Source organism: Halorubrum distributum JCM 13561 (genome assembly GCF_000337395.1).
GTDB classification, from domain to species: domain Archaea; phylum Halobacteriota; class Halobacteria; order Halobacteriales; family Haloferacaceae; genus Halorubrum; species Halorubrum distributum.
The window spans coordinates 1-25344 of sequence record NZ_AOJF01000042.1; the positions used below are offsets into that span (position 1 = coordinate 1).

The 25344-nt window shown below is 69.1% G+C and carries 34 protein-coding genes, 1 tRNA gene and 2 pseudogenes; 30 read left to right on the forward strand and 7 right to left on the reverse strand.

What is annotated here, in order from left to right; genetic code table 11:
• Positions 1 to 263 precede the first annotated feature (263 nt).
• A tRNA-Gly gene (locus C470_RS10290) sits at positions 264 to 334 on the reverse strand.
• Between the two features lie 107 nt (positions 335 to 441).
• Here C470_RS10290 and C470_RS10295 point away from each other — a divergent pair.
• From C470_RS10295 to C470_RS10420, 27 genes and pseudogenes are all read left to right on the forward strand, one after another.
• A complete protein-coding gene (locus C470_RS10295) occupies positions 442 to 1725 on the forward strand; it encodes a PQQ-dependent sugar dehydrogenase (protein WP_008367092.1) in 1284 nt (427 codons plus the stop codon).
• A 164-nt stretch (positions 1726 to 1889) separates the two neighbouring features.
• Positions 1890 to 2756, forward strand: a complete 867-nt coding sequence (locus C470_RS10300) for a putative RNA uridine N3 methyltransferase (RefSeq protein WP_008367094.1) — start codon at positions 1890 to 1892, stop codon at positions 2754 to 2756.
• Between the two features lie 4 nt (positions 2757 to 2760).
• The gene (locus C470_RS10305; RefSeq protein WP_004597454.1) at positions 2761 to 3777 is read left to right on the forward strand and encodes a 50S ribosomal protein L3; all 1017 of its coding nucleotides are present in this window, start codon (positions 2761 to 2763) and stop codon (positions 3775 to 3777) included.
• Between the two features lie 3 nt (positions 3778 to 3780).
• A complete protein-coding gene (gene rpl4p / locus C470_RS10310; protein ID WP_008367096.1) occupies positions 3781 to 4527 on the forward strand; it encodes a 50S ribosomal protein L4 in 747 nt (248 codons plus the stop codon).
• Positions 4524 to 4778: a 50S ribosomal protein L23 gene (locus C470_RS10315; protein ID WP_004597450.1), complete on the forward strand. Its 255-nt coding sequence runs from the start codon at positions 4524 to 4526 to the stop codon at positions 4776 to 4778. The genes rpl4p and C470_RS10315 overlap by 4 nt, the downstream gene beginning before the upstream one ends.
• A gap of 1 nt (position 4779) precedes the next feature.
• Positions 4780 to 5502, forward strand: coding sequence for a 50S ribosomal protein L2 (locus C470_RS10320; RefSeq protein ID WP_049897897.1), 723 nt, complete (start codon positions 4780 to 4782; stop codon positions 5500 to 5502).
• The gene (locus tag C470_RS10325; RefSeq protein ID WP_004599532.1) at positions 5499 to 5924 is read left to right on the forward strand and encodes a 30S ribosomal protein S19; all 426 of its coding nucleotides are present in this window, start codon (positions 5499 to 5501) and stop codon (positions 5922 to 5924) included. The genes C470_RS10320 and C470_RS10325 overlap by 4 nt, the downstream gene beginning before the upstream one ends.
• 3 nt (positions 5925 to 5927) lie before the next feature.
• Positions 5928 to 6392, forward strand: a complete 465-nt coding sequence (locus tag C470_RS10330) for a 50S ribosomal protein L22 (RefSeq protein ID WP_004597444.1) — start codon at positions 5928 to 5930, stop codon at positions 6390 to 6392.
• A complete protein-coding gene (locus tag C470_RS10335; RefSeq protein WP_007345437.1) occupies positions 6392 to 7336 on the forward strand; it encodes a 30S ribosomal protein S3 in 945 nt (314 codons plus the stop codon). Before C470_RS10330 ends, C470_RS10335 begins: the two co-directional genes overlap by 1 nt.
• 1 nt (position 7337) lies before the next feature.
• A complete protein-coding gene (rpmC, locus tag C470_RS10340) occupies positions 7338 to 7553 on the forward strand; it encodes a 50S ribosomal protein L29 (protein ID WP_008367099.1) in 216 nt (71 codons plus the stop codon).
• 1 nt (position 7554) lies between these two features.
• Positions 7555 to 8013, forward strand: a complete 459-nt coding sequence (locus tag C470_RS10345; RefSeq protein WP_004597438.1) for a ribonuclease P protein component 1 — start codon at positions 7555 to 7557, stop codon at positions 8011 to 8013.
• Positions 8004 to 8348 (forward strand): 30S ribosomal protein S17, encoded by a 345-nt coding sequence (locus C470_RS10350; protein WP_004047221.1) that lies wholly within the window; start codon positions 8004 to 8006, stop codon positions 8346 to 8348. Before C470_RS10345 ends, C470_RS10350 begins: the two co-directional genes overlap by 10 nt.
• The gene (locus C470_RS10355) at positions 8348 to 8746 is read left to right on the forward strand and encodes a 50S ribosomal protein L14 (RefSeq protein ID WP_004597429.1); all 399 of its coding nucleotides are present in this window, start codon (positions 8348 to 8350) and stop codon (positions 8744 to 8746) included. The genes C470_RS10350 and C470_RS10355 overlap by 1 nt, the downstream gene beginning before the upstream one ends.
• A gap of 2 nt (positions 8747 to 8748) precedes the next feature.
• Positions 8749 to 9105: a 50S ribosomal protein L24 gene (rplX, locus tag C470_RS10360; RefSeq protein WP_004597427.1), complete on the forward strand. Its 357-nt coding sequence runs from the start codon at positions 8749 to 8751 to the stop codon at positions 9103 to 9105.
• Positions 9102 to 9821: pseudogene (locus C470_RS15355) on the forward strand (30S ribosomal protein S4e); the annotation flags it as partial. The gene rplX and the pseudogene C470_RS15355, both read left to right, overlap by 4 nt.
• A 51-nt stretch (positions 9822 to 9872) precedes the next feature.
• Positions 9873 to 10295: pseudogene (locus C470_RS15360) on the forward strand (50S ribosomal protein L5); the annotation flags it as partial.
• Positions 10292 to 10465 carry a 30S ribosomal protein S14 gene (locus tag C470_RS10370; RefSeq protein ID WP_004597423.1) on the forward strand — a complete coding sequence of 58 codons (174 nt, stop codon included), beginning with the start codon at positions 10292 to 10294 and terminating at the stop codon, positions 10463 to 10465. The pseudogene C470_RS15360 and the gene C470_RS10370, both read left to right, overlap by 4 nt.
• Positions 10466 to 10467: 2 nt before the next feature.
• A complete protein-coding gene (locus C470_RS10375; protein WP_004597419.1) occupies positions 10468 to 10860 on the forward strand; it encodes a 30S ribosomal protein S8 in 393 nt (130 codons plus the stop codon).
• A 2-nt stretch (positions 10861 to 10862) separates the two neighbouring features.
• The gene (locus C470_RS10380; protein ID WP_004597416.1) at positions 10863 to 11396 is read left to right on the forward strand and encodes a 50S ribosomal protein L6; all 534 of its coding nucleotides are present in this window, start codon (positions 10863 to 10865) and stop codon (positions 11394 to 11396) included.
• 3 nt (positions 11397 to 11399) lie between these two features.
• Entirely contained in the window at positions 11400 to 12107 is a 708-nt protein-coding gene (locus C470_RS10385; RefSeq protein ID WP_004597414.1) for a 50S ribosomal protein L32e, read from the forward strand.
• Positions 12100 to 12561 (forward strand): 50S ribosomal protein L19e, encoded by a 462-nt coding sequence (locus C470_RS10390; RefSeq protein ID WP_004597412.1) that lies wholly within the window; start codon positions 12100 to 12102, stop codon positions 12559 to 12561. Before C470_RS10385 ends, C470_RS10390 begins: the two co-directional genes overlap by 8 nt.
• A complete protein-coding gene (locus tag C470_RS10395; protein WP_004597410.1) occupies positions 12561 to 13118 on the forward strand; it encodes a 50S ribosomal protein L18 in 558 nt (185 codons plus the stop codon). Before C470_RS10390 ends, C470_RS10395 begins: the two co-directional genes overlap by 1 nt.
• Positions 13111 to 13758 carry a 30S ribosomal protein S5 gene (locus C470_RS10400; protein WP_004597408.1) on the forward strand — a complete coding sequence of 216 codons (648 nt, stop codon included), beginning with the start codon at positions 13111 to 13113 and terminating at the stop codon, positions 13756 to 13758. The genes C470_RS10395 and C470_RS10400 overlap by 8 nt, the downstream gene beginning before the upstream one ends.
• A complete protein-coding gene (locus C470_RS10405; RefSeq protein WP_004597406.1) occupies positions 13758 to 14222 on the forward strand; it encodes a 50S ribosomal protein L30 in 465 nt (154 codons plus the stop codon). The genes C470_RS10400 and C470_RS10405 overlap by 1 nt, the downstream gene beginning before the upstream one ends.
• A complete protein-coding gene (locus C470_RS10410) occupies positions 14219 to 14716 on the forward strand; it encodes an uL15m family ribosomal protein (RefSeq protein ID WP_004597404.1) in 498 nt (165 codons plus the stop codon). The genes C470_RS10405 and C470_RS10410 overlap by 4 nt, the downstream gene beginning before the upstream one ends.
• Before the next feature lies 1 nt (position 14717).
• Positions 14718 to 16199 carry a preprotein translocase subunit SecY gene (gene secY, locus C470_RS10415; protein WP_008367105.1) on the forward strand — a complete coding sequence of 494 codons (1482 nt, stop codon included), beginning with the start codon at positions 14718 to 14720 and terminating at the stop codon, positions 16197 to 16199.
• A gap of 132 nt (positions 16200 to 16331) precedes the next feature.
• Entirely contained in the window at positions 16332 to 17039 is a 708-nt protein-coding gene (locus C470_RS10420; RefSeq protein ID WP_008367106.1) for a universal stress protein, read from the forward strand.
• A 14-nt stretch (positions 17040 to 17053) separates the two neighbouring features.
• Here the strand turns inward: C470_RS10420 and C470_RS10425 are convergent, their stop codons facing one another.
• Positions 17054 to 18436 carry an APC family permease gene (locus tag C470_RS10425; protein ID WP_008367107.1) on the reverse strand — a complete coding sequence of 461 codons (1383 nt, stop codon included), beginning with the start codon at positions 18434 to 18436 and terminating at the stop codon, positions 17054 to 17056.
• Positions 18437 to 18565: 129 nt separating this feature from the next.
• Positions 18566 to 19366: a hypothetical protein gene (locus tag C470_RS10430; RefSeq protein ID WP_004597394.1), complete on the reverse strand. Its 801-nt coding sequence runs from the start codon at positions 19364 to 19366 to the stop codon at positions 18566 to 18568.
• Between the two features lie 188 nt (positions 19367 to 19554).
• On the opposite strand from C470_RS10430, the gene C470_RS10435 reads away from it, so the two are divergent.
• Genes C470_RS10435 through C470_RS10445 form a run of 3 tightly spaced genes read left to right on the forward strand, consistent with a single transcriptional unit; the run spans position 19555 to position 23067 of the window.
• The gene (locus tag C470_RS10435) at positions 19555 to 20685 is read left to right on the forward strand and encodes a tRNA (guanine(26)-N(2))-dimethyltransferase (protein ID WP_008367109.1); all 1131 of its coding nucleotides are present in this window, start codon (positions 19555 to 19557) and stop codon (positions 20683 to 20685) included.
• A gap of 57 nt (positions 20686 to 20742) precedes the next feature.
• A complete protein-coding gene (locus tag C470_RS10440; RefSeq protein ID WP_008367111.1) occupies positions 20743 to 22065 on the forward strand; it encodes a YihY/virulence factor BrkB family protein in 1323 nt (440 codons plus the stop codon).
• A 15-nt stretch (positions 22066 to 22080) separates the two neighbouring features.
• Positions 22081 to 23067, forward strand: a complete 987-nt coding sequence (locus tag C470_RS10445; protein ID WP_008367112.1) for a phosphatase PAP2 family protein — start codon at positions 22081 to 22083, stop codon at positions 23065 to 23067.
• Positions 23068 to 23185: 118 nt separating this feature from the next.
• Here C470_RS10445 and C470_RS10450 read toward each other — a convergent pair whose 3' ends face one another.
• From C470_RS10450 to C470_RS10460, 4 genes are all read right to left on the reverse strand, one after another.
• The gene (locus C470_RS10450) at positions 23186 to 23632 is read right to left on the reverse strand and encodes a hypothetical protein (protein ID WP_007345428.1); all 447 of its coding nucleotides are present in this window, start codon (positions 23630 to 23632) and stop codon (positions 23186 to 23188) included.
• Between the two features lie 135 nt (positions 23633 to 23767).
• Complete coding sequence (locus C470_RS16130) at positions 23768 to 23923, reverse strand: hypothetical protein (RefSeq protein ID WP_162832651.1); 156 nt, start codon at positions 23921 to 23923, stop codon at positions 23768 to 23770.
• Between the two features lie 89 nt (positions 23924 to 24012).
• The gene (locus tag C470_RS10455; RefSeq protein ID WP_008367115.1) at positions 24013 to 24990 is read right to left on the reverse strand and encodes an aldo/keto reductase; all 978 of its coding nucleotides are present in this window, start codon (positions 24988 to 24990) and stop codon (positions 24013 to 24015) included.
• Between the two features lie 128 nt (positions 24991 to 25118).
• Positions 25119 to 25313 (reverse strand): hypothetical protein, encoded by a 195-nt coding sequence (locus tag C470_RS10460; RefSeq protein WP_004597383.1) that lies wholly within the window; start codon positions 25311 to 25313, stop codon positions 25119 to 25121.
• Positions 25314 to 25344: the final 31 nt, after the last annotated feature.

The window sequence follows — 25344 nt, forward strand, 5'->3', positions numbered from 1 at the left end:
AGCACCGCAGCGAGCAACGCGAGCGAGGAGCGCAACAAGCCGCGCGAGTCCTCGCGGCTGGGGCTTTGGAGGTGTTCGTCGTAGACACCGAGTCAACTATTTATAAGAGAACAGCAGGGATTCGGAGCCGTTCGCCGCCGCTCCGTTGTCCGTTTATAAATAACTGTTAGCGTTCAAATCCCTCTCGGAGATTTCTCTCACTACGTTCGAGAGTTCGCTGAACGAAGTGAAGCGAACGCTAACTGTCGAAGTCAGTTAGAAAATGCACCGGCCGAGATTTGAACTCGGGTTGCAACCATGGCAAGGTTGCGTGATACCACTACACTACCGGTGCGTGCTTCGCATTCGATCGTAGCCCGGGTCGGAGATATAAGGGTTCCGAACGACGGTCGGCGGAAGGGTCATCGGTGCCGCGTCCGCACGTAGACACGAACCCGAACGATGACCGACATCCCCGACCGCATCAACAGACGTACCGCCATCCGCGCGGCCGGCGGTTTCGTCGGAGCGACCGCCCTCCCGACGCTTTCGGGCTGTCTCGGCGGCAACGGCGGTGGCGGGAGCGACGCCCCTGACGAGGACCCGCCGCCCGACGACGGCGCCGACGTCGACTACGCCGTCGAGACCGTCGCAGAGGGGTTCGAGAACCCGTGGGGACTCGCCTTCCTGCCCGACGACGGCCGCCTGCTCGTCACCGAACGGCCCGGCCGACTCTCGCTCCTCGACCCCGCGGACGGGACCGTCGAGGCGGTCGCGGGCGCGCCCGAGGTGTTCGCCGAGGGCCAGGGCGGCCTGCTCGACGTCGCGGTCCACCCCGACTACCCCGACGACGAGCGCGTCTACCTCACGTACTCGGCGAGCGCCGCCGACAGCCCGGCCGGCGACGGAGCCAGCGGCGCGACGACCCACGTCGGCGCCGGGCGGCTCGCGCTCGACGGCGACGGCGGGACGCCGGCGCTCGACGGCTTCGAGGCGCTGTTCGTCGCCGAGCCGTTCCGCGACACGAACCTCCACTTCGGGTCTCGGGCGACGTTCGGGCCGGACGGCGCGCTGTTCGTCACGGTCGGGGACCGGCGCGACACCGACTTCGGCCCCGACCACGTCTCGCAGGACCGCTCGAACGACCTGGGCGCGACGCTGCGGCTCACGCCCGACGGCGACGCGCACCCTGACAACCCCTTCGTCGACGACCCGGACGCGGCCGACGCGATCTACAGCTACGGCCACCGCAATCCGCAGGCGATGGCGGTGCGACGCGAGACGAACGCGCTCTGGCAGTGCGAGCACGGCGAGGAGGACGGCGACGAGATCAACGCCATCGAGCGCGCGGGCAACTACGGGTGGCCGATCGCGAGCGAGGCGTGCCGCTACGGGACCGACGACCCCGTGGCGCCGGGCCACGACGAGCGCGACGACGTGATCGCGCCGGTCCACTACTGGCCCTGCGGCTCCGGGGGCTTCCCGCCGAGCGGGGCGGTCTTCTACGACGGCGATGCGTTCCCGAAGTGGCGGGGAGATCTCTTCGCGGGCACGCTCGCGGCGCGGTACCTCGGGCGGTTCACGGTCGACGGCGACGGCCGCGACGCGACCGTGACCGAGCGCGATCCGCTGCTCGACGACCGGGAGTGGCGCATGCGGGCGGTCGCGGTCGAACCAGGCAGCGGCCACATCTACGTCGCGGTCGACGACGGCGACGCGCCCGTGGCGCGGATCGTTCCGGCCTGAGCCGAACGGTCGCGCTCGGGTCGGACCCCGGTCCGTGTGACGGACTCTCTCGATTCACAGTCGAAATCTCCCGCCAGACCCCGTGTGAACGCGCCACAGCCGGGAATCAGGACCGCTATCCTTTTACGGTGGCGTCCGGAATCGAGGGTTACAGTCTCGCCACGATGCGTACCGAAGACGGACTCACGATATGTGTTCCGTCTTCGCTCGTCCGGGAAGCCGAGGACGACCGCGAGGCGACTCGCAAACTCGGCTACGTCGCCCGTGCGGCGGCGGTGTTCCGGGCGGATCGGCTCGTCGTCTTCCCCGACCGGGAAGGCGACGGCCGACGGGGCGGGGAGTACGTCCGCACCGTGCTGGGGTACGCCGCGACGCCGCCGGAGCTCCGGAAGGACCTCTGGGGGCAGCGCGACGAGCTCCGGTACGTCGGCGTGCTCCCCCCGCTCCGCGTGCCGTGGCGGACCGGCTCGACCCCTAGCGGGGGAGAGTCGAAAACACAGGGACTCGTGACCGAGGTCGGACCTGAAGGCCGCGTCCGGGTCAATTCCCCGCTGCGGGAACACCCGATCTCCCTGCTCGTTCCCTCCGGAATGGAGGTCGAGCAGGGGGAGCGCGTCACCATCAGGGTCTCTTCGAGAGAACCGGTCCGCGCCCGCATCGCCGGGAAGCCCGAGGAGGGGTTCCAGGTCGTGGCCGCGGACCTGTCGGAAGCGCTCGCCGGCGACGGAGTGGCCGTCGCGACGTCGCGACACGGAGAATCGCTCTCCGTCTCGCGGCTCGGCGACCTCGTCTCGGACGCGCGGAAGGCCGGCAGTTACACCGTCGCCTTCGGCGCGCCCGAGCGGGGGCTTCCGGAGATGCTCGGGCTTTCGCCCGACCGCATTCGGGCGGCCGTCGCCGACGGCCGCTCGGTCGAACCCGATCCGGGGTTCGACCTCTGGCTGAACACGATCCCGGCACAGGCGAGCGAGGTCGTCCGGACGGAGGAGGCTCTGTTCGCGACCCTCGGCTCGCTCACACTCACGGAGTAAACACATGCCACAACCAAGCCGACCACGAAAAGGCTCGCTGGGCTACGGCCCGCGCACCCGCGCAGACAGCGAGGTGCCGCGCATCCGTTCGTGGCCAGAAGACGACGGGGCCCCTGCGCTGCAGGGATTCGCCGGCTACAAGGCCGGGATGACCCACGTCATGATGGTCAACGACGAGGCGAACTCGCCGCGTGAAGGGATGGAGGAGGCCGTCCCCGTCACCGTCGTCGAGACGCCGCAGATGTACGCCGTCGCCGTGCGCGCCTACGAGAACACGCCGTACGGACAGAAACCGGTCGAAGAGGTCTGGGCGACCGAGTTCCACGAGGAGCTCGACCGCGCGCTCGACCTGCCGGCCGAGGAAACATTCGAGGAAGACGCCGACGAGCTGCGCGCGCTGCTCGACGACGACGTCGTCGACGACGTGCGCGTCATCACGCACACGGCGCCCTCGGACCTCTCGAACGTCCCCAAGAAGAAGCCCGACGTCATGGAGACGCGCGTCGGCGGCGGCTCCCTCGAGGAGCGCGCCGACTTCGCGCTGGACCTGGTCGCCGACGGCGGCGCCCACGAGTTCGGCGACGTCTTCCGCGCCGGCCAGTACACCGACGTCTCCGGCATCACGAAGGGGAAGGGGACGCAGGGCCCCGTCAAGCGATGGGGCGTTCAAAAGCGGAAGGGCAAACACGCCCGCCAGGGATGGCGGCGCCGGATCGGCAACCTCGGTCCGTGGAACCCCTCCCGCGTCCGCTCCACCGTGCCCCAGCAGGGCCAGACCGGCTACCACCAGCGCACCGAGCTCAACAAGCGCCTCATCGACTTCGGCGAGGGCGACGACGCCTCCGTCGACGGCGGCTTCGTCAACTACGGCGAGGTCGACGGCGAGTACGCGCTCATCAAGGGCTCGCTGCCCGGACCGGACCAGCGTCTGCTACGACTCCGCCCGGCCATCCGGCCGAACGACCAGCCGCGCCTCGACCCCGAGGTCCGGTACGTTTCCACCGAATCCAACCAGGGATAACCAATGAACGCAACAGTACACGACCTGGACGGCGACGAGGCGGGCAGCATCGATCTGCCGGCCGTCTTCGAGACCGCGTTCCGACCGGACCTCATCGGTCGCGCGGTCGGCGCCGCCCAGGCAAACCGGAAGCAGGCCTACGGGGCCGACGAGTTCGCCGGGCTGCGGACGCCCGCCGAGTCGTTCGGCTCCGGCCGCGGGCTCGCGCACGTGCCACGTTCCGAGAACGTCGCCCGTCGCGTCCCGCACGCCGTGTCGGGGCGCGCCGCGCACCCGCCGAAGGCCGAGAAGGACCAGACGAAGAGCCTCAACGACAAGGAGCGACAGTTCGCGATCCGGTCGGCCATCGCGGCCACGACCGACGCCGAGCTCGTCGCCGAGCGCGGCCACGCGTTCGACGAGGACCTCGACCTCCCGCTCGTCGTGAGCGACGAGTTCGAGGAGCTCGAGAAGACCCAGGAGGCCCTGGGCGTGCTCGAAGCGGTCGGCGTCGACGCCGACATCACGCGCGCCGAGGAGGGCCGCTCCGTCCGCGCCGGACAGGGGAAGGCCCGCGGTCGGAAGTACCGACAGCCGAAGTCCGTTCTCGTCGTCACCAGTGAGGAGCCGTCCCGCGCCGCCCGCAACCTCGCGGGCGTCGACGTCGCGACCGCTCGCGAGGTCAACGCGGAGGACCTCGCGCCCGGCGCGCACCCGGGCCGACTCACGCTGTGGACCGAGAGCGCCGTCGAGGAGGTGGCGGACCGATGAACTCGATCATCGAGCATCCGATCGTCACCGAGCAGGCGATGAACGAGATGGACTTCAACAACAAGCTGCTGTTCCTCGTCGACGTGGACGCGACCAAACCGGAGATCGAATCCGAGGTCGCTGAGCGCTACGACGTGGGCGTCGTCAACGTGAACACGCAGGTGACGCCGCAGGGCGAGAAGAAGGCGATCGTCACCCTGTCCGCGGACGACGACGCGACCGAAATCGCCTCGCGCATCGGGGTGTTCTGAGATGGGACGACGAATTCAAGGACAACGGCGCGGACGCGGCGGCCCGACGTTCCGGGCCCCCTCCCACCGTTACAAGGCGGAACTGTCGCACAAGAAGCTCGAAGACGTGGACACGATCACCGGCGAGATCGTCGGGATCGAACACGATCCGGCCCGCTCGGCCCCCCTCGCGGAGGTCGAGTTCGAGGACGACGACCGTCGCCTCGTGCTCGCGCCGGAAGGCGTGCGCGTGGGCGAGACGATCCAGGTCGGCGTCTCGGCCGAGATCAAGCCGGGCAACACGCTCCCGCTGGCGGAGATCCCCGAGGGCGTCCCGGTCTGTAACGTCGAGAGCAACCGCGGGGACGGCGGGAAGTTCGCGCGCGCCTCCGGCGTGTCGGCGACGCTTCTCACCCACGACCGCGACGTCGCGGTCGTCCAGCTCCCCAGCGGCGAAGTGAAGCGCCTCGACCCCCAGTGCCGCGCCACGATCGGCGTGGTCGCGGGCGGCGGCCGGACGGAGAAGCCCTTCGTCAAGGCCGGCAACAAGCACCACAAGATGAAGGCGCGCGGCACCAAATACCCGCGCGTGCGCGGCGTCGCGATGAACGCCGTCGACCACCCCTTCGGTGGCGGTGGTCGCCAACACCCCGGTCAGCCGAAGTCCGTCTCGCGGGACGCCCCGCCGGGACGCAAGGTCGGTGACATCGCATCCAAGCGCACCGGACGAGGTGGCAACAAATGAGTTCAGACTACCGAACCGGCCGCGAGGGCAAGGAGTTCGCCTACCGCGGTCACTCGCTCGACGAGCTGCAGGAGATGGACGTAGACGAGGTCGCGGAACTGCTCCCCGCACGCCAGCGGCGAAGCATCGTTCGCGGACTCGGCACCGAACAGCAGAAGCTGCTGGAGACGGTCCGGAGCCGCGACAAGGAGACGACGGCGGACGACCCGATCCGGACGCACCTGCGCGACATGCCGGTCCTGCCGGAGTTCGTCGGCGTCACCTTCGCCGTGTACAACGGCCACAGCTTCGAGCGCGTTCAGGTCGAGCCCGAGATGATCGGCCACTACCTGGGCGAGTTCCACCTGACACGAAGCACCGTCGAACACGGCCAGGCCGGCATCGGCGCGACCCGGTCCTCGAAGTTCGTGCCCCTCAAGTAACCCATGGGAATCAACTACAGCGTCGAGGCCGACCCGGAGACCACCGCCAAGGGGATGCTCCGCGACCGGCCCATCAGCGTGAAGGACAGCAAGGAGATCTCCCGAGAGATCAAAGGCGAGACGGTCGCCGACGCGGAGGAGTTCCTCCAGGAAGTGATCGACGAGGAGACCTCGGTGCCGATGCGCCAGCACAACGCCGGCGCGGGCCACCGCTCCGACATCGACGGCTGGGACGCGGGACGGTACCCCGAGAAGGCCGCCAAGGACTTCCTCAAGCTCTTGGAGAACGTCAAGAACAACGCCGACGAGCAGGGGTTCGACGGCGAGGAGATGGTCATCAAACACGTCGCCCCCCACAAGGTCGGCGAGCGACCCGGCCGGAACCCCCGCGCAGCGGGCGCGACGGAGTGGAACACCACGCTCGCGGACGTCGAACTGATCATCGAGGAGCCGGAGGCTGACAACTAATGGCTGACGAACACCAATTCATCGAGGACGGCCTGCGCCGTTCCCAGATCAACGAGTTCTTCGCGGACGAGCTCGGCCGCGCCGGCTACGGCGGGATGGACGTCGCCCAGACGCCGATGGGCACGCAGATCGTCTTGAAGGCCGAAAAGCCCGGCATGGTGATCGGGAAGGGCGGGAAGAACATCCGCAAGATCACCACCGAGCTCGAGGAGCGCTTCGACATGGACGACCCGCAGATCGACGTTCAGGAGGTCGACGAGCCCGACCTGAACGCCCAGATCGTCGCGGACCGTCTCGCGAACGCCCTCGAACGCGGCTGGTACTTCCGGAAGGCCGGTCACACGACGATCGACCGGATCATGGACGCGGGCGCGCTGGGCGCCGAGATCGTCCTGAGCGGGAAGGTCACCGGCGCGCGTTCGCGCGTCGAGAAGTTCAACCGCGGCTACATCAAGCACAACGGCGAGCCCGCCGAGGAGGTCGTCGACCACGGCCAGGGCGTCGCCGTCATGAAGCTCGGGACGATCGGCGTCAACGTGAAGATCATCCCGCCGGGCGCGACGCTCCCGGACGACTTCGACGTCCGCGAGGACGCCGAGGTCCCGGAGGTCGAGCAGGCGGCGGTCGACGCCGACGCCGACGAGGGCGTCGAGTCGCTCCTCGAGGAGGAGCCCGAGGAGGTGCCCGACGTGGGCGACGACGAGGACGTCGACGTCCCCGACGAGGACCCTGCGGAGGTCATCGACGAGGAGGTCGTCGAAGAGGTCGTCGAGGAGACGCAGGACACGGCCACCGAGGCGACCGACGTCGCCGCGGAGGAACCGGTCGACGAGGACGTCGACGCCGACGAGCTCGACGAGCTCGACGAAGAGATCGAGTCCGAGGCGGCCGACCTCGTCGCGGAGATGGAAGCGGCCGACGAGGAAGACGAGGAGGACGAGTAATATGGCGATCCTCTACACCGACGAGATCCGCGACATGACCGCGGCGGAGCGGAAGGTCGAACTCGAGGAGCTCGAGACCGAGCTGCTCAACTCGAAGGCGCAGCGAGCGGCCGGCGGCATGCCGGAGAGCCCGGGCCGCGTCAACGAGCTGAAGAAGACCATCGCGCGGATCAAGACGATCCAGGCGGAAGAAGGCGACTTCGACGACGAACAGTAAGATGATCTCCCCCGACAACATCGTTCGACACGAGCTCGTCGGCCTCCCGGTTCGGGTGGTCGACGCCGACAGCGACGCCCACGTGGGCATCGCCGGTCGCGTGCTCGACGAGACGTTCGGCACCCTCGTGGTGCGGACGGGGTCGGGGGACAAGCGCGTGCCCAAGTCGGGCGCGACGTTCGAGTTCGGCGTCGTCGAGACGCCGACCGCTCGCACAGATGAAGCCGCCGGCGACCGAGAGTCGCCGGGGTCCGCGTCCCAACTCGGGTCGGATACTACGGGGGTCCGCCCCCGTCAGTCTGGCCCGTCCGGGTCCACAAGCGTCGTCACCGGTGACGGCGCGGGCCCGGCGAGCCGACGAGGCGAGTGCAAAGACGCGGTCTACGCGACGGTGGATGGCGATCGGTTGCGGCATCGGCCCGCCGAACGCACCGAACGAGGTGCCACACAATGGCGATAGGAATCGACGTACCCACGCCTCCGGAGCCAGACAACCCGGAGGATTACGACTACGAGAAGTGCCCGTTCTACGGGCAGCTCTCCGTCCGCGGCCAGACTCGCGAGGGAACGGTCGTGTCGACGGATATGGCAAAGACCGTCATCGTCGAGCGAGAGTACGACGTGTTCGTACCGAAATACGATCGGTACATGAAGCGTCGCTCGCGCATCCCGGCCCACGTGCCGGGCGTGCTCGACTCGCTCGAAGTCGGTGACGAAGTGAAAATCGCGGAGACGCGACCGCTCTCGAAGACGAAGTCCCACGTCGTCGTCGAGAACCTCTCTGGTGATCAGTGATGGAGGCGCTCAAGGCCGACGTCACGCAGGGGCTCTCGAAGGGCTCGCTGATCACGTGCGCCGACAACACCGGCGCCCGTGAGCTGAAGGTCATCTCCGTGTCGGGCTACTCCGGCACGAAGAACCGCCACCCGAAGGCGGGGATCGGCGACAAGGTGACCGTCTCGGTCACGAAAGGGACCCCGGAGATGCGGCGGCAGGTGCTGGAGGCGGTCGTCGTCCGCCAGCGCAAGCCGATCCGCCGCCCGGACGGCACGCGCGTGAAGTTCGAGGACAACGCGGCCGTCATCATCGACGACCTGGAGGAGCCGCGGGGCACGGAGATCAAAGGCCCCGTCGCCCGCGAGGTCGCCGAACGATTCGGGAGCATCGCCTCGACCGCGACGATGATCGTCTAACTATGACGAAACAGCCACGCAAACAGCGAAAACGGTCGGAGACCGCGCCGCTCCACGAGCGGCAGAATCAGGTCCGGGCCACCCTCACCGAGGATCTCCGCGAGGAGTACGGACAGCGGAACGTCCGCGTCAACGCCGGCGACACCGTCGAGGTGCTTCGCGGCGACGCGGCCGGGACGGAGGCGGAGGTCGTCTCCGTCGACCTGTCCGCCGAGCGGATCACGGTCGAGGACGTCACCGTCGAGAAGGCGGACGGGGAGGAGGTTCCCCGCCCCATCCCGGCGAGCAACGTCCGGGTGACCGAACTGGACCTGGAAGACGAGCGCCGGGAGGCGCGGCTCCAGGAGGACAACGAATGACGCGACACCAGAAGCGACTGTCAGTACCGAACTCCTGGCCGGTCGAGCGCAAGACGAACACGTTCACCGTGAAGGCGGGCGCGGGCCCGCACGGCGAGGCGGGCGTTCCGCTCGTCGTCCTGCTGCGGGACGTGCTCGGCTACGTCGACTCGACGAAGGAGGCGCGCTACGCGCTGAACAACGACTCGATCCTCGTCAACGGGGACGCCGTCTCGGACGAACAGCGTCCGATCGGGATGTTCGACATCCTGGCGTTCCCCGAGCGCGGGGAGTACTTCCGCGTCTTCCCCGACGAGGGCGGTCGGCTCGCGCTGACCTCCGTCGACGAGGACGCCGCGGGCAGCCGGCTCGGGAAGATCACGAACAAGTCCGTCGTCCCCGGCGGGGTCGTCCAGCTGACGCTCCACGACGGGACGAACGTCCGCGTCGACGACGACGCGGACTACGACACGAACGACTCGATCGTCGTCGACAACGAGACGAAGGAGATCGTCGCCCACTTCGAGTACGAGGAGAGCGCCCTGGTCACCGCCGTCGCCGGCCAGCACGCCGGCCACATCGGCGAGATCGACGACATCGACGTGACGCTCGGCTCCGGCGACAACACCGTCACCGTCGCCAGCGACGACGGCGGGTACGAGACCGTCGAGGAGTACGTCGTCGTGATCGACGAGAACTTCACCGACGACGACGCCGACGAGGCGGGGGATTCGGATGCTGTCTCTTATACACATCTCNATGTGTATAAGAGACAGCCCCTCGCCGACGCCGAGGAGATCATCGAGGAGATCACGGGCCAGCAGTCGGTCCGGACCACCTCGAAGCGCACTATCGCCGAGTTCGGGATCCGCAAGGGCGACCCGATCGGCGTGAAGGTGACGCTGCGGGGCGAGGACGCGCACGCGTTCCTCGCGACCGCGCTGGACCTGGTCGAGATCGGCCGGAGCCAGTTCGACGACACGGGTAACCTCAGCTTCGGGGTCGAAGACCACACCGACTTCCCGAGCCAGGAGTACGATCCCAACACCGGGATCTACGGCCTCGACGTGACGACCACGATCGTCCGTCCCGGCTACCGCGTCTCGAAACGCGACAAGGCGACGGGGACCATCCCCGCTCGCCACCGGATGACAGCCGAGGACGCGGCCGCGTTCCTCGAAACGAACTTCGACGTCGAGGTATCCGAATGAGCGAAGCGAACAACGACACGGGCGAGCACGCCGCGAAGCGCACCGACTCCCGGCACACGTGCCGGCGGTGCGACCGCGAGCAGGGACTCGTCGGCAAGTACGACATCAACCTCTGCCGGCAGTGCTTCCGCGAGGTCGCCCGAGACATGGGATTCGAGAAGTACAGCTGATTATGACGGGAAACGATCCATTCACCAACGCGCTCGCCGGCATGGACAACGCCGAGAGCGTTGGCCACCTGTCGTACACGGTAGAGCCCGCTTCGAACATCATCGGCTCCGTCCTCGAGGTCCTCTACGACCGCGGGTACGTCGACGGCTTCGAGTACGTCGACGACGGGAAGGCCGGCAAGTTCGAGGTCGAACTGAAAGGCGCGATCAACGAGTGTGGCGCCGTCAAGCCCCGCTACTCAGCGGGCGCGGACGAGTTCGAGAAGTGGGAGAAGCGATACCTCCCCGCCCGTGACTACGGGACGCTCATCGTCACGACGAGCCACGGCGTCATGAGCCACTACGAGGCCCGCGAAGCGGGCATCGGCGGCCAAGTGATCGCATACGTCTACTAACAATGAACAGAGTCGAAATCGAGATTCCGGACGACGTCTCCGCCGAGACCGATCACCTCGAACTCACCGTCGAGGGGCCCAACGGAAGCGTCACGCGACGCCTCTGGTACCCCGACGTCGACGTTTCGATCGAGGACGGCGCGGTGGTCATCACCTCCGAGAACGAGGACGCGAAGACCAACGCCACGGTCGGCACCTTCGAGAGCCACGTCGCCAACATGATCCACGGCGTCACCGAGGGCTGGGAGTACGCGATGGAAGTGTACTACGCCCACTTCCCGATGCAGGTGAACGTGGAGGGCGACGAGGTCGTCATCGAGAACTTCCTCGGAGAGAGCGCCGCGCGGCGCACCCCGATCCGCGGAGACACGGACGTACAGGTCGACGGCGAGACGGTCACGCTCACGGGCTCCGACAAGGAGGCCGTCGGGCAGACCGCCGCCGACATCGAACAGCTGACGAAGGTGACCGACAAGGACACGCGCGTCTTCCAAGACGGCGTGTACATCGTCGAGAAGCCCACCGGAGGTGCCTAATCAATGGCAGACGAACTGGAAGACATCAGCGGTGTCGGTCCCTCGAAGGCGGACGCGCTTCGCGAGGCCGGCTACGAGACGGTCGAGGACGTGAAGGCCGCCTCCCAGTCGGAGCTCTCCGAGGTCGACGGCGTCGGGAACGCGCTCGCCGCGCGTATCAAGGCCGACGTCGGTGGATTGGAGGTCGACGAGGAGGCGGACGCGGAGATCGAAGACGAGACGGACGAGGAGGAGGCCGACGAGGCCGACGCCGACGAGACCGTCGAGACGGAGCTTCGCCCCCGCGGCCACGCCGACAAGACGCCGGAGCTGGACGACGAGACCGCTCGCGCGCTCGCACAGAAGCACCGCGAGGGGAAACCGCAGTTCAACCGGCAGGACTACCACAAGAAAAAGCGGATCCCGACGTCGTGGCGCAAGCCGCGCGGCGGGCTCTCCAAGCAGCGCCGCCGCATGAAGTCGAAGGGCCCGGTCGTCGAGGCCGGCTTCCGCTCGCCGAAGGCGTCGCGCGACCTGCACCCGAGCGGCTTCGAGGAGGTCCGCGTTCACAACACGGACGACCTCGAGGGCGTCGACGGCGACACGCAGGCGGTGCGTATCGCCTCGAAGGTCGGCGGTCGCAAGCGCGAACTGATCGAAGACGAGGCGGAGGAGCGGGGCATTCGCGTGCTGAACCCGACCTACGTCGAAGTGGAGGTCAACGATGAGTGATCTGAAGGCGCAGAAACGGCTCGCAGCGGACGAGCTCGACGTCGGCAAGGGCCGCGTCTGGCTCGACCCCGACGCACAGGAGGAGATCGAGGACGCAATCACCCGCGAGGACGTCCGCGAACTCATCGAACAGGGAACGATCCGCGCGAAAGACGAGAAGACGAACTCGCGCGGTCGCGCCCGAGAGCGCGCCGAAAAGCGCTCCTACGGGCACCAGTCGGGCGCCGGTACCCGGAAGGGCCGCTCCGGCGCGCGGCAGGACACGAAAGACGACTGGAAGGCGCGCATCCGCGCACAGCGGGCCCGCCTGAAGGAGCTTCGCGACGAGGAAGACGTGCTCGACGCCTCCGAGTACCGCACGCTCTACAACAAGGCGAGCGGGGGAGACTTCGAGGACGTCGCCCGACTCGAGGCGTTCATCGAGACGCAGTACGGTTACGAGGTGACGGACTAATGGCGACAGGACCACGATACAAGGTGCCGATGCGGCGCCGCCGCGAGGTCCGGACGGATTACCATCAGAGGTTGCGCCTGCTGAAATCGGGCAAGCCTCGCCTGGTCGCCCGGGTGAGCAACGCTCACGTCAGGGCGCAGCTGGTGACCCCCGGATCTGACGGCGACGAGACCCACGCGGCCGCCTCCAGCGAGGAGCTCGGCGAGTACGGCTGGGACGCCCCCACGGGCAACCTCCCCAGCGCGTACCTCACCGGCTTCCTCGCGGGCGCCCGCGCCGTCGACGCCGGCCTCGACGAGGCCGTCCTCGACATCGGGCTCAACACGGCGACGCCCGGCAACAAGACGTTCGCGGTACAGGAAGGAGCGATCGACGCGGGCCTCGAGATCCCGCACAACGACGACGTGCTGGCCGACTGGTCGCGCACGCGCGGCGAGCACATCGCCGACTACGCCGAGCAGCTCGACGAGCCGCTGTACAGCGGCGAGTTCGACGCCAGCGAGCTACCCGAGCACTTCGACGACGTGCTCGAGACAATCCAGGAGGACCATGAGTAGACACAACGACGGCTGGGAACCGCGGACGCGACTCGGCCGCAAGGTACAGGACGGGGAGATCTCGTCGATGGAACAGGCGCTCAACTCCGGCCTCCCGCTGAAGGAGGCGGAGATCGTCGACCAGCTCCTCCCGGGGCTCGAAGACGAGGTGCTGGACATCAACATGGTCCAGCGCATGACCGACTCCGGCCGGCGCGTGAAGTTCCGCTGCGTGGTCGCCGTGGGCAACCGCGACGGCTACCTCGGCTACGCGCAGGCCCGCGACGACCAGGTCGGCGGTGCGATCCAGAAGGCGATCGACGTCGCGAAGCTGAACATCATCTCCGTCGACCGCGGCTCCGGATCCTGGGAGGACCAGCCCGGCGGCACCAACTCCCTGACCCGGACGGCGAAGGGGAAGGCCGGCTCCGTCACGGTCGAGATCAAGCCCGCCCCGCAGGGGCTGGGCCTCGCGGCCGCGGAGACGGTCCGCAACATCTTGGAGCTCGCCGGCGTCGAGGACGCCTGGACGAACTCCGACGGCAACACGCGCACCACGGTGAACCTCGCGAAGGCGACGTTCAACGCCTTGGAGAACGCGGCGCAGTCCCGCACTCCGCAGCACGCGCGTGAGGTCCACTACGACGAGGTGAGCGAGTGATGCAGGCGATCGTGCAGCTCCGCGGCGACGTCAACCTCGACTACGGCGTCGAGGACACGCTCGACATGCTGAACGTCGGGCGCGTCAACCACGCGACGTTCGTCCCCGAGACGGACTCGTACCGCGGCATGATCACGAAGGTCAACGACGTCGTCGCGTTCGGGGAACCGAGCGTCGAGGCCGTCGCGCGAACGATCGCGCGACGCGGCGAGCCTCTGGAGGGCTCGGCCGACGTCGACGACGAGTGGATCGACGACAACACCGACTACGCCGACCTGGAGGCGCTGGCCGCGGCGCTCGTCGACGAGGAGACGACCCTGCGCGAGCAGGGCCTCTCGCCGACGCTGCGGCTCCACGCCCCCCGCGGCGGTCACGAGGGCATCAAACACCCCGTGATCGAGGGCGGCGAGCTCGGGAAACACAGCACCGAGGAGATCGACAGTCTCCTGGAGGCGATGCGATGACGAGCAAGAAACGACGACAGCGCGGCTCTCGCACGCACGGCGGCGGCACGCACAAGAACCGGCGCGGCGCCGGGCACCGCGGCGGCCGCGGCGCGGCCGGTCGCGCGAAACACGAGTACCACAACTACGGCCCGCTCGGCAAGCACGGGTTCAAGCGGCCCGAGGACGCCCAGACCGAGGTCCTCGAAGTGAAGGTCCAGAAGCTCGACGAGGACGCGGCGCTGTACGCCGCGGACGGCCTCGCCGAGGCGGACGGCGACGCGTACGTCTTCGACGCGCGCGACGTCGTCGAGGACGGCCACGAGGCGGACGTCGTGAAGGTGCTCGGCGGCGGGCAGGTCCGGCGCGAGCTCCGCGTCACGGCGGACGCGTTCACCGCCGGCGCGGTCGAGCTCATCGAGGAGGCCGGCGGCGAGGCGACGCTCTCCGAGCGCGCCGAAGAGCCCGCTGACGAACCGGAAAACACTTCCGACGACGAGAACGACGAGGCGTAACATGAGCTGGAAGGAGGCCGCCGAACCGGTGCTCTCGCGGATGCCCGTCGTGGAGCGGCCCGCGGGACACGTCCCGTTCAAACGGAAGCTCACGTGGACGGCCGGAGTCCTGATCGTCTACTTCTTCCTGACCAACATCAACCCGTTCGGGTTGGCGGTCGGGCAGGGGTCGGACTTCTTCGGGCAGTTCCGGTCGGTGCTCGCCGGCTCGTCCGGGTCGCTGTTACAGGTCGGTATCGGACCGATCGTCACGGCGTCCATCGTCCTCCAGCTGTTGGGCGGTGCGAACCTCCTCGGGCTCGACACGGAGAACGACCCGCGTGACCAGGTCCTCTACCAAGGCCTCCAGAAGCTGCTGGTGATCATCGTCTCGGCGCTGACGGCGGCGCCGATGGTGTTCACCGGGAGCTTCCTTCCGGCCAGTAGCGAGGTCGCGAGTTCGCTCGGGATCGGTATCTTCGGCGTACAGGTGCTGATATTCGCGCAGATCTTCGTCGGCGGTATCCTCATCCTGTTCATGGACGAGATCGTGAGCAAGTGGGGCGTCGGCTCCGGCGTCGGGCTGTTCATCATCGCGTCGGTGAGCCAGCAGATCGTCGGCGGCTTCTTCAGCTTCTCCGCGCTCGGTCCCCCCGGCTTCTTCGCGAGCTGGTACGGCGTCATCGTCGGCGACGCGCCCGCCTCGCTGTCGCCGTTCACGGCCGAGGGGCTCCAGAACCTGCTGTTCGACCCGGGGAACATTCTGGCCCTTTTCACCACGGTGTTCATCTTCGGGATCGTCGTGTACGCGGAGTCGGTCCGCGTCGAGATCCCGCTGTCGCACGCCCGCGTGAAGGGCGCTCGCGGACGCTTCCCGGTGAAACTCATCTACGCGTCCGTCCTGCCGATGATCCTCGTTCGCGCGCTGCAGGCGAACATCCAGTTCCTCGGCCAGATCCTCTCCTCGCAGTGGGCGGGGATGCCGGCGTGGCTCGGAACCTACAGCGGAGGACAACCCATCTCCGGGCTGTTCTACTACCTGAATCCCATTCAGGCGCGGACCCAGTGGATGTGGTTCCTCGGACAGCTCGAGTCGGCGTCGATCGAACTGTGGATGATCGCTATCCGACTCGGCGTCGACCTCACGTTCATGATCGTCGGCGGCGCCATCTTCGCGATCTTCTGGGTCGAGACGACCGGCATGGGGCCGGAGGCGACCGCGAAACAGATCCAGAACTCCGGGATGCAGATCCCCGGGTTCCGCCGGAATCCGCAGGTCGTCGAGAAGGTCATGGAGCGGTACATCCCGCAGGTGACCGTGATCGGCGGCGCCCTCGTCGGGCTGCTCGCCGTGATGGCGAACCTGCTCGGCACCATCGGCGAGGTCTCCGGAACCGGACTGCTGCTGGCGGTCTCTATCACGTACAAGCTGTACGAGGAGATCGCCGAAGAGCAGCTGATGGAGATGCACCCGATGATGCGCCAGATGTTCGGCAACGAGTAGCGCCTCGCAACACCCATTTTTCGCGTCCACCGACCGCAGAGCGGCGCGTCTCGCGGCCACCGGTGCGCCGCTTCGCGTCCCTTCCGCCGCCGGATCTCCCCGTTTATTGGTCCGGCCGTCCAAGCGTGCGCCATGGCCGACACGATCCTCGTCCCGCTCGAACTCCCGGACCCCGAGCCGCTGTCGCCGCTGCTGATCGAGGACCTCTCGTCGCTCGACGTGGTGGTGCTCGGGCACTACGACCTGCCCGAACAGACGCCGGCCAGCTCCGCCCGCGAGCAGTTCGGCGAGGCGGCGCAGGCGACGCTCGACGAGGTCGCCGCGTCGTTCGCCGACGCGGGGGCCTCCGTCCGGACGCGGCTGGTGTTCGGGAAGGACCGCGCCGCCGCGATCCGACAGGTCGCGGTCGAAGAGGACTGCGCGGCCGAGCTCGACCCCGCTCCGACCGAGGGGGTAGAGCGCATCCTCGTGCCGCTTCCGGACGTCGCCGAGTTCGACCGGCTCCCGCGGTTCATCCGCGTCCTGAGCGAGGACTCGACGCAGCGCATCACCCTCTTCCACGTCGTCGAGGGCGAGGAAAGCCGCGAGCGCGGCGAGGCGGTGGTCTCGGAGACGCGAGACCGCCTGGTCGACGACGGGTTCGACGCCGACGCGGTCGACACCCTCGTCGTCGAGGGTGACGAACACGACGAGGAGATCCTCCGCGTCGCGGCCGACTACGACGCGGTCGTGATGTACGAGCCGCAGTCGCGCCTCGGCGATCGCGTCTTCGGAACGCTCGCTGACCGCATCGCGGACGAGACCCGCGATCCGGTCATCGTCGTCGACCGGGACTACTGACGCCGCCGCGGCGGTCAGTCCTGCTCCGTCGGCGCGACGCCGTCGTCCGCCTCCCCGCGACGGGCGCGGATGATCGTCCCGACCGCTCCGGTCCGGTCCGTCCGCGACCGGCCGTACGCGAAGTAGACGAGCGCGCTCCCGACGATGATTCCTCCGGCTCCGAGGATCGGAAGGGTCCCCATCTGCGTGAGCAAGGCCATGCCGCCGAGGAACCCGAACACCTGAACGTACGGGTAGCCCGGCGCGGTGAACTCGGGGTCGTATGACGGGAGGTCCGCAACCCGAAACGCCACGAGCGCCATGTTCTCGAAAGAGAAGACGAGGATCTGGAACGCGCTCGCCAGCTTCGCCAGCTCGATCACCGGGACGAACGCGATGAGCAGCAGCAACAGGACACCGGTGAGGAGCACCGAGTTCCGCGGCGTCTTGAACCGCACGTCGATGGTGCGTAGCGCCGGCGGGAGGAGGTCGTCCCGACTCATCGCGAGCGGGAACCGCGACGAGGAGAGGACGCCGGCGTTCGCCATGCTCGTTAACGCGACGACGGCGATCACGGAGATGAGCGCTACCCCGACGCCGCCGAACAGCGCCCCCGCTCCGTCGGCCATCGGCGTGAGCGACGCCGTCCCGCCCGGACCGCCCGTTTTCAGCACCTCCGGATCGCTCAGTCCCACGACCGCGCCGACGACCGCGACGTACAGCACGGTCATGATCCCCATCGACCCGAGCATCGCGCGCGGCAGGTTCTTCCCGGGCGCTTTCACCTCCTCCGCGACGCTCGCGACCTTCGTCACGCCCGCGTACGAGACGAAGACGAAGGCCGCGGCCGTGACGACCCCGCCGCTCCCGTCCGTCGTGAACGGCGCGTACCGGGCGGTGTCGACGACGAACCCCGCGTTGACGACGTACCCGAGCAGGCCGGCGACGACCAGCGAGACGATGACCGCCTGGATCTGTCCGCTCATCTTCGTCCCGGAGACGTTCAGGGCCACGACGAGCGCGCCGAGCCCCAGCGCGACGTACACCACCGCGCCCTGCGAGAGCGGCGCGAAAAGCAGCAGATACGCGCCGAGGCCGACGAGCGCGAACGAGCTCTTGAACACGAGCGAGAACCACGCCCCGATCCCGGCGATCGTCCCGAACAACGGGCCGAGCGCCCGGTCGATGTATAGGTACGTGCCGCCGGACTCCGGCATCGCCGTCGCCATCTCGGCTTTCGACAGCGCGGCCGGTAAGACGACGAGCGCGGCCAGCACGTACGCGAGGACCACCGCCGGTCCGGCCTTCTTGTATCCCAACGCCGGGAGAACGAAGATCCCGCTCCCGATCATCGCACCCATACTGATCATCATCGTCGGGTACAGCCCGAGACTCCGATCGAGGTCGTGGTGGCCCATTCGACTATGTACGATTATTCGCTCTCACGGTTTATCACCGTCGGAATCGACGGATATGGGCACCCGAGAGCGCCCACCAGACCACAACGTCTCGGCGGCGGACGGCGTCGCCGATCGCGACCGATCCGACTACGAGTCGTCGCGTCGCCCGGTCGCCTCGCCGTCCTCGTCATCCCCGTCGCCGACGGTCTCCTCGACGGTCTCGCCCACCTTCTCCTCGACGGTCTCCTCGACCTTCTCGCCCACCGTCTCTTCGACGGTCTTCTCGACGGTCTCCTCGACTTTCTCGCCGACGGTCTCCTCGACGGTCTTCTCGACGGTCTCCTCCACCTTCTCGCCGACGGTCTCCTCGACGGTCTCGCCAACCTTCTCCTCGACGGTCTTCTCGACGGTCTCCTCCACCTTCTCGCCGACCGTCTTCTCGACCGTCTCGCCGACGGTCTCCTCGACCTTCCCGGTGACCTCCTCGCTGACGGTGTCGCTGACGTCGTCGGCGACCTCGCTGACCTCCTTGTTGACGGTCTCGCCGACGCTCTTCTCGACCTCCTTGCTCACGGTCTCCTCGACGGTCTCGCCGACGGTCTCCTCGACGGTCTTCTCCACTTCCTTGCTCACCGTTTCGCCGACCGTCTTTTCGACCTCCTTGTTGACGGTCTCGCCGACGGTCTTCTCGACCTCCTTGTCGACGGTCTCGCCGACGCTCTCCTCGACCTGCTTGCCGACCTGGTCCGCGACCTCGCGGGTCATCCAGTCCGGGTCGAACCGCGCCATCTTCCAGACGACGTGGATCACGTACGAGGCGAACACCCCGATCCCGAACGCGATGGCGACGTTGTTCACCTGAAACGTCGCGATGAGCACGATCGACAGGGCGATCAGCGCGCCGTACGCGATGTCGGTTATCGCGTCGACCCGCGCCGGACTCACCATCCTCGGCCCTCCGTCTCGTCCTCGACTGCGCCGGACCGTCCTCGCGTGGCGTCTCCGTTCATACGTTCACGTTCCGAGCCGACGGCGTAAAAGCCTCCCATTGTCGCCGCCGGTCGCCGCGCTCGACGCGTCCGCGACCTCCCGCCCCGGAGCGCGGTCCTTTTAGCCCGGATGGCCGAACCGAGCGTATGGACATCGAAGAGGGCGGACTCACCGTCTCCGTCCCGGAGGCCCGCGACGGCGCCAGCGAGGGCACCGGCGGCGGCGTCTTCTTCAACCCGACCCAGGAGCTGAACCGCGACGTGACCGTCGCGACGCTGCGCGCCTACCGCGACCGCGAGCCGCGAGCGGCCTCCTACCTCGACGCGATGGCCGCCTCGGGAATCCGGGGCGTCCGCGCCGCCGCAGAGGGGTACGACGTCACCTGCGCCGACGTCGACGACGAGGCGGTCGAGCTCGCCGCCGCGAACCTCGACGCCAACGGCCTCGACGGCGAGGCGGTCCACCGCGACGTCAACGCCCTGCTGTACGACGAGGGCCCGTTCGACGTCGTCGACCTCGATCCGTACGGCACGCCGATCCCCTTCGCGGACGCGGCGTTCGCGAACGGCCGCAACCTGGTCTGCGTCACCGCCACCGACACCGCGCCGCTGTGCGGCGCCCACCTCAACAGCGGGATCCGCAAGTACGGCGCGGTCCCGCGCAACACCGACTACCACCCGGAGATGGGGCTCCGGACGCTGATATCCGCCTTGGTTCGGACCGCCGCGCGCTACGACAAGGCGGCGACGCCGATCCTCTCGCACGTCTCCCGCCACTACGCGCGGACCTACCTCGAGCTGGAGTCGGGCGCCCGCGCGGCCGACGACTGTCTCGACGGCGTGGGGCACGTGGATCACTGCGAGGACTGCCTCTGGCGCGCCGCGACGCGCGGGCACATCGCCGACCCGGTCGACGCCTGCCCGGAGTGCGGGAGCGACCGCGTCCTCACGGCGGGCCCGATCTGGCTCGGCCCGGTCGCGGATCCCGACTTCGCGCGCGCGGTCCGCCGCGAGGTGACCGACGACATGGGCGAGGCGAAGCGCGCCCGCAAGCTGCTCGGCACCGTCGCGCGCGAGCTCGACACTCCCACGCACTACGACCAGCACCGGCTGTACAAGGAGTGGGGCGAGCCGGCGATCGGCATGGAGGAGTTCGTCGAGCGCCTCCGCGGCGCCGGCCACGAGGCGAGCCGTGCGCACTACCGCGGCACGGCGGTGAAGAGCACGGCGTCGATCCCCGAGATGCGCGAGGCGGTCCTCGGCGGCGACGGGGACTGAACCCCTCTCGCCGTCGGCACCCACTCGTTTTTGTCGCGCTCGGTCGAAGGGCGGAACGTGTCCAGACACTCGCGCACCGCGTTCGGCACGGCTCGGCGCGTCGTCGACGTCGCTGTCGACCGGCAGGTGACGTTCCTCGCCGCCGCCATCGCCTACTACGCGTTCGTCTCGCTCGTCCCCGCGCTGCTGCTGCTCGTCGTCGTCGCCACCGCCGTCTTCGGGGAGACGATCGCCGCCGAGCTGGTGGCGTCCACGGGCGAGTTCCTCACGCCGGCCGGCGAGGAGGCGGTCGTCGGGGCCGTCTCCTCGGCCGGCGGGCGGACCGGCGCGAGCCTGCTCGGGGTCGGGCTGCTGCTCTGGTCGACGCTGAAGGTGTTCCGCGGGCTCGACACGGCGTTCGTCTCGCTGTACGGCGGCGAGGAGACGCCCGGCCTCCTCAAACAGGTAGCCGACGCCGCCTCGGTCGTCGGCGGCGTCGGCGTCGGCCTCGGCGTGATGGTCGCCGTGGGCGCGTTCGTCGCGGCCGCGGACGCGCTCCCCCTGATCGAGGCGGCGAGCGTCCTCGCCCTGCCCGTTCTCCTCGCGGTCGTGTTCCTCCCGATGTACTACCTCCTGCCGCAGCCGGCGATCGCCGTCCGCGAGGCGCTGCCGGGCGCGGCGTTCGCGGCGGTCTGCTGGACGCTGCTTCAGGCCGGGTTTCAGGTGTACGCCGCGGGCGCCGCGCAGTACGAGGTGTACGGCGTCATCGGCGGCATCCTCTTGCTGGTCACGTGGCTGTACCTCGCCGCCGTCGTCGTCGTCCTCGGTGGCGTGGTCAACGTGGTGCTCGCGGGGCGGGGGACTGGCGGCGACGACTCCGGGGAGGCCGGGGGCGGCGGTCCCGCCGCCGCGTTCGACGGCACCGACCACGCCGCGGACCGGCAGTTACAACAGGACCGCGACCGACCCACGGGTATGAACGGCGAGTCGGATCCCGACGGGGACGACGGCGAACGGCCGCGCGGTGCGCCGGACGTCGCCGCCCTCGAAGCGGAGGTCCGGGAGCTTCGGTCGCAGCTCGACGAGTTCGAGGACGACGTGGAACGCCGCACCGTCGACAAACCCGAGGTCGAGTCGGAGCTGAAGCGGTACGTCCGCTCGCGGATGCGGCGGGGCCACGCCAGGGGCTGGGGGCCGTACCTCGTGCTGCTGTACGGGACGGTGCTGACGCTCGCGGCGCTGACGTCGCTTCAGGGGATCTACGCGGTCGGCGCCATCGTCGTCCTCGGGCTGTCGACGCTCGGCCTCTACACGATATTCGTCGTCGTCGGCATCGGCCTCAACCTGATCGAGACGCCCGGCAAGGCGCTCGACTACGCCCGCCGCCGCGGCGATGACTGACCGGGTGGTCGAGACGTGACCGGACTCGTCGCCGCCGAGCGCGGGGTCGGCGAGTTCGCCGTCGTCGACGCGCTCCCGGAGTTCGTCGTCGTCGCCTTCGCGGCCGTCACCCACCTCGCCGACCCGTGGTTCCTCTTCGCGCTGCTCGCGGTCGGCTACTGGTTCGCGAGCGACCGGACCGCGGGCTCGCCGCGCCGCGCCGGCGCGACCGCCATCGCGGCCGTCACCTGCGCGTACGCCGCGACGGCGCTCGGCAAGGCGTGGTTCGCGGTCGCCCGGCCGCCCGGCGCGATGCCCCCCGCCGACGTCCCGACGTGGCTCCCCGCGCTCCTGTCCGGCTGGTACGAGGCGCAGGTGCTCTCCGACGGGTTCGGATTTCCGAGCGGCCACGCCACCGGCGGCGCGGCCGCGTACCTCGCCGTGGCCCTCCTGTACGACCGGTTCTGGACGGACCGCGCCCGCTACCTCGCGGCCGGGGCGGTCGCCGTCGCCGTCGCGGCCTCGCGGGTGATCATCGAGGTCCACTACCTCGTCGACGTGCTCGCTGGGCTGGCCGTCGGCGCGGGGACGGTCGCCGTCGCCCTGTGGCTCGCCGGCGACCCGCGCGTGCGGCGCTCGGCGAGCGCGGAGACGGCGGCCGGCCCGACCGGTGCGCTGAACCCCGCCCCGGCGTTCCTGCTCGCGGCCGTCGTCTCGACCGGCTCGCTGGCCGTCGCCGTCGCGGGGGGACACACCGGCGAGGTGGTCGAGGCGGGGATCGGGATCGCCACCGGCGCCGGCGGCGCGGTGGGCTGGCGGCTCGTCGAGGGCGACGAGCCCGCGGTCCCGGTCCGCGTTGCGGTCCCCGCGCTCGCGGTCACCGGCGGGCTCTGGGTCGGCGCGTACGCGCTCGCGGGGACGCTCCCGGTGACGCTCGTCGCGACGACGGCGGCCGTGGTCGCCGTCGTCGCGCTGCCAGCGCTGCCGGAGCGGATCGGGGCGACGAGCGGCGCCCGGAACTGAGTCGTTTTTCGAGCGGTCGTCGCGACGCTGTCGCGGTTCCCGCCCGACAGCGCATCCTCGTCGACCGACGAGCGCAGCGCTACCGGGCTTCGGAAAATGGAGAAGAGAATTCGCCGACTCAGTCGTCTTCGAGCGCCTGCGCGATGCGCTGGAGCTGCCGGGTCGCGTCGCGGACCTCGTCGCGGAGCTGGCGCACCTCGCGGACGAGCTCCTCGTTGCCGCCGTCGTCGCCGCGAGCGCCCTGCTCGCCCTGCGCGCCGGGGCCGCCGCCCATCCCGGGCGGGCCGCCCGCGCCGCCGGGACCGCCGCCGCCGCCCATCATGCCGGACATCATCTGCGCGAAGGGGTTGCCGCCGCCTCCGCCGCCCATCCCCGGCGGGCCGCCGCCGCCCATCATCTCCTCGGGGTCGGGCCGGTCGCCCTCCTCGCGCTCCTCCTCGCGTCGCTCGCGGATCTCCTCGACGCGCTCGCGGAAGGACTTCTCCTCGCCGTCGTCGCCCTCGGCGGACGCGTCCTGTTCGCCGGCCTCGCCGTTCTCGGGGTCGGTGGCGTCGTCGTCTGCCATGCGCCACGCTTCGGCGGCGCCGCCGAAAAGGGTTGTCGTGGCGTCCGCGACGGTGCGTTTATAAGTCACGGGCGGGCGGCGGCGACCGAACGGAGCCGTACCCGCCACGCGACTGGGCGGCGGTCGCCCCCGCCGTCACGCGCGCACGAGGCGGTGGCAGTTCGGACACTCCGCGGGCTCCCCGTCGCCGCCGGCCGCCGGGACGCGGTCGCCGCAGTTCGGACAGCGCGTCCGGGTACGCGCGTACTCGGTGCGCGACCGGACGGCGGATCGGTCGGTGTCGTCGCTCATGTGTGGTTGACACTCTCTGTCACACAAATAGGTTACCGACATATCCCTAAAACACCATTTAGGCCGTTGCGGCGGCCACCGCGCGCCGCCTACTCGTGGCCGGAGACGCGGACCGGCTCGTATGGCTCCTCCAGCCACTCCAGATCGGAGTCCGAGAGGTCGACGTCGAGCGCCTCGACCGCGTCTTCGAGGTGTTCGACGCTCGTCGTGCCGACGATGGGCGTGTCGACCGACTCCTTGTGGAACAGCCACGCCAGCGCGATCTGGGCCATCTTCACGCCCTTCTCGGCGGCGAGCTCCTCGACGCGCTCGTTGACGGTCGGGCCGCCGCCCTCGCGGTAGGGGTGCGCGTAGAGGTGGTCCTCGGTCTGCCCCCGGAGCGTCGCGTCCACGTCCTCGTGCGGGCGGGTCAGGTAGCCGCGCGCGAGCGGGCTCCACGGCATCACGCCGACGTTTTCCTTCTCACACAGCGGGAGCATCTCGCGCTCCTCCTCGCGGTACGCGAGGTTGTAGTGGTTCTGCATCGTGGCGAACCGCTCGTACCCCTCGCGCTCGCTCGCGTGGAGCGACTCCGCGAACTGGTGGGCCCACATCGAGGAGGCGCCGATATAGCGCACGTCGCCGCGCCGCACCGCGTCGTCGAGCGCGGCCAGCGTCTCCTCGATCGGCGTCTCGTCGTCCCAGCGATGGATCTGATACAGGTCGATCGTGTCCATCCCCAGGCGGTCGAGGGAGTGCTGGAGCTCCTGTTCGATCGCCTTCCGCGAGAGCCCGCCGGAGTTCGGATTCGACTCGTCCATCTGGAAGTACCCTTTCGTCGCGACGACGAACTCGTCGCGGTCGTACCCGTCGAGCGCCTCGCCGAGGACGCGCTCGCTCTCGCCGTTCGAGTACATGTTTGCGGTGTCGAAGAAGTTCACCCCCAGATCGATCGCGCGCTCGACGAGCTCCTTGCCTTCCTCCTCGTCGAGGACCCACTCGCGCCAGTCGGGGTCGCCGAAGCTCATACAGCCGAGACAGATCTTCGAGACGGTGGTGCCGGTGTTCCCGAGTGTCGTGTACTCCATACGCGTCCCAGTTCGAGGCGAGACAAAAAGCTACGCGCGGCGGCGGGGATCGCGGGGAGTCGACCGGATTGGCGGGGCAGGGGACCGCCGGGAGTCAGGCGGATCGAAGACGCGGACGCGGCGGGGCGTTAGTCCCGAAACGACGCGGTGTACACGAGGAACGCGCCGGTGAGGATGACGAACGCGAGGAAGGTGACGAGCGCGAGCACGTTCGCGACCGGCGCGAGCGAGGCGAGGAAGGGCTCGCCGGTCGAGTCGAGCACGAGGACGGCGAGGAGGGCGGCGATCAGGCCGAGCAGCCAGTTCGTGAGGATCTCGTCCATGACTCGCCCGACACGCGGGGGCGACAAAAAG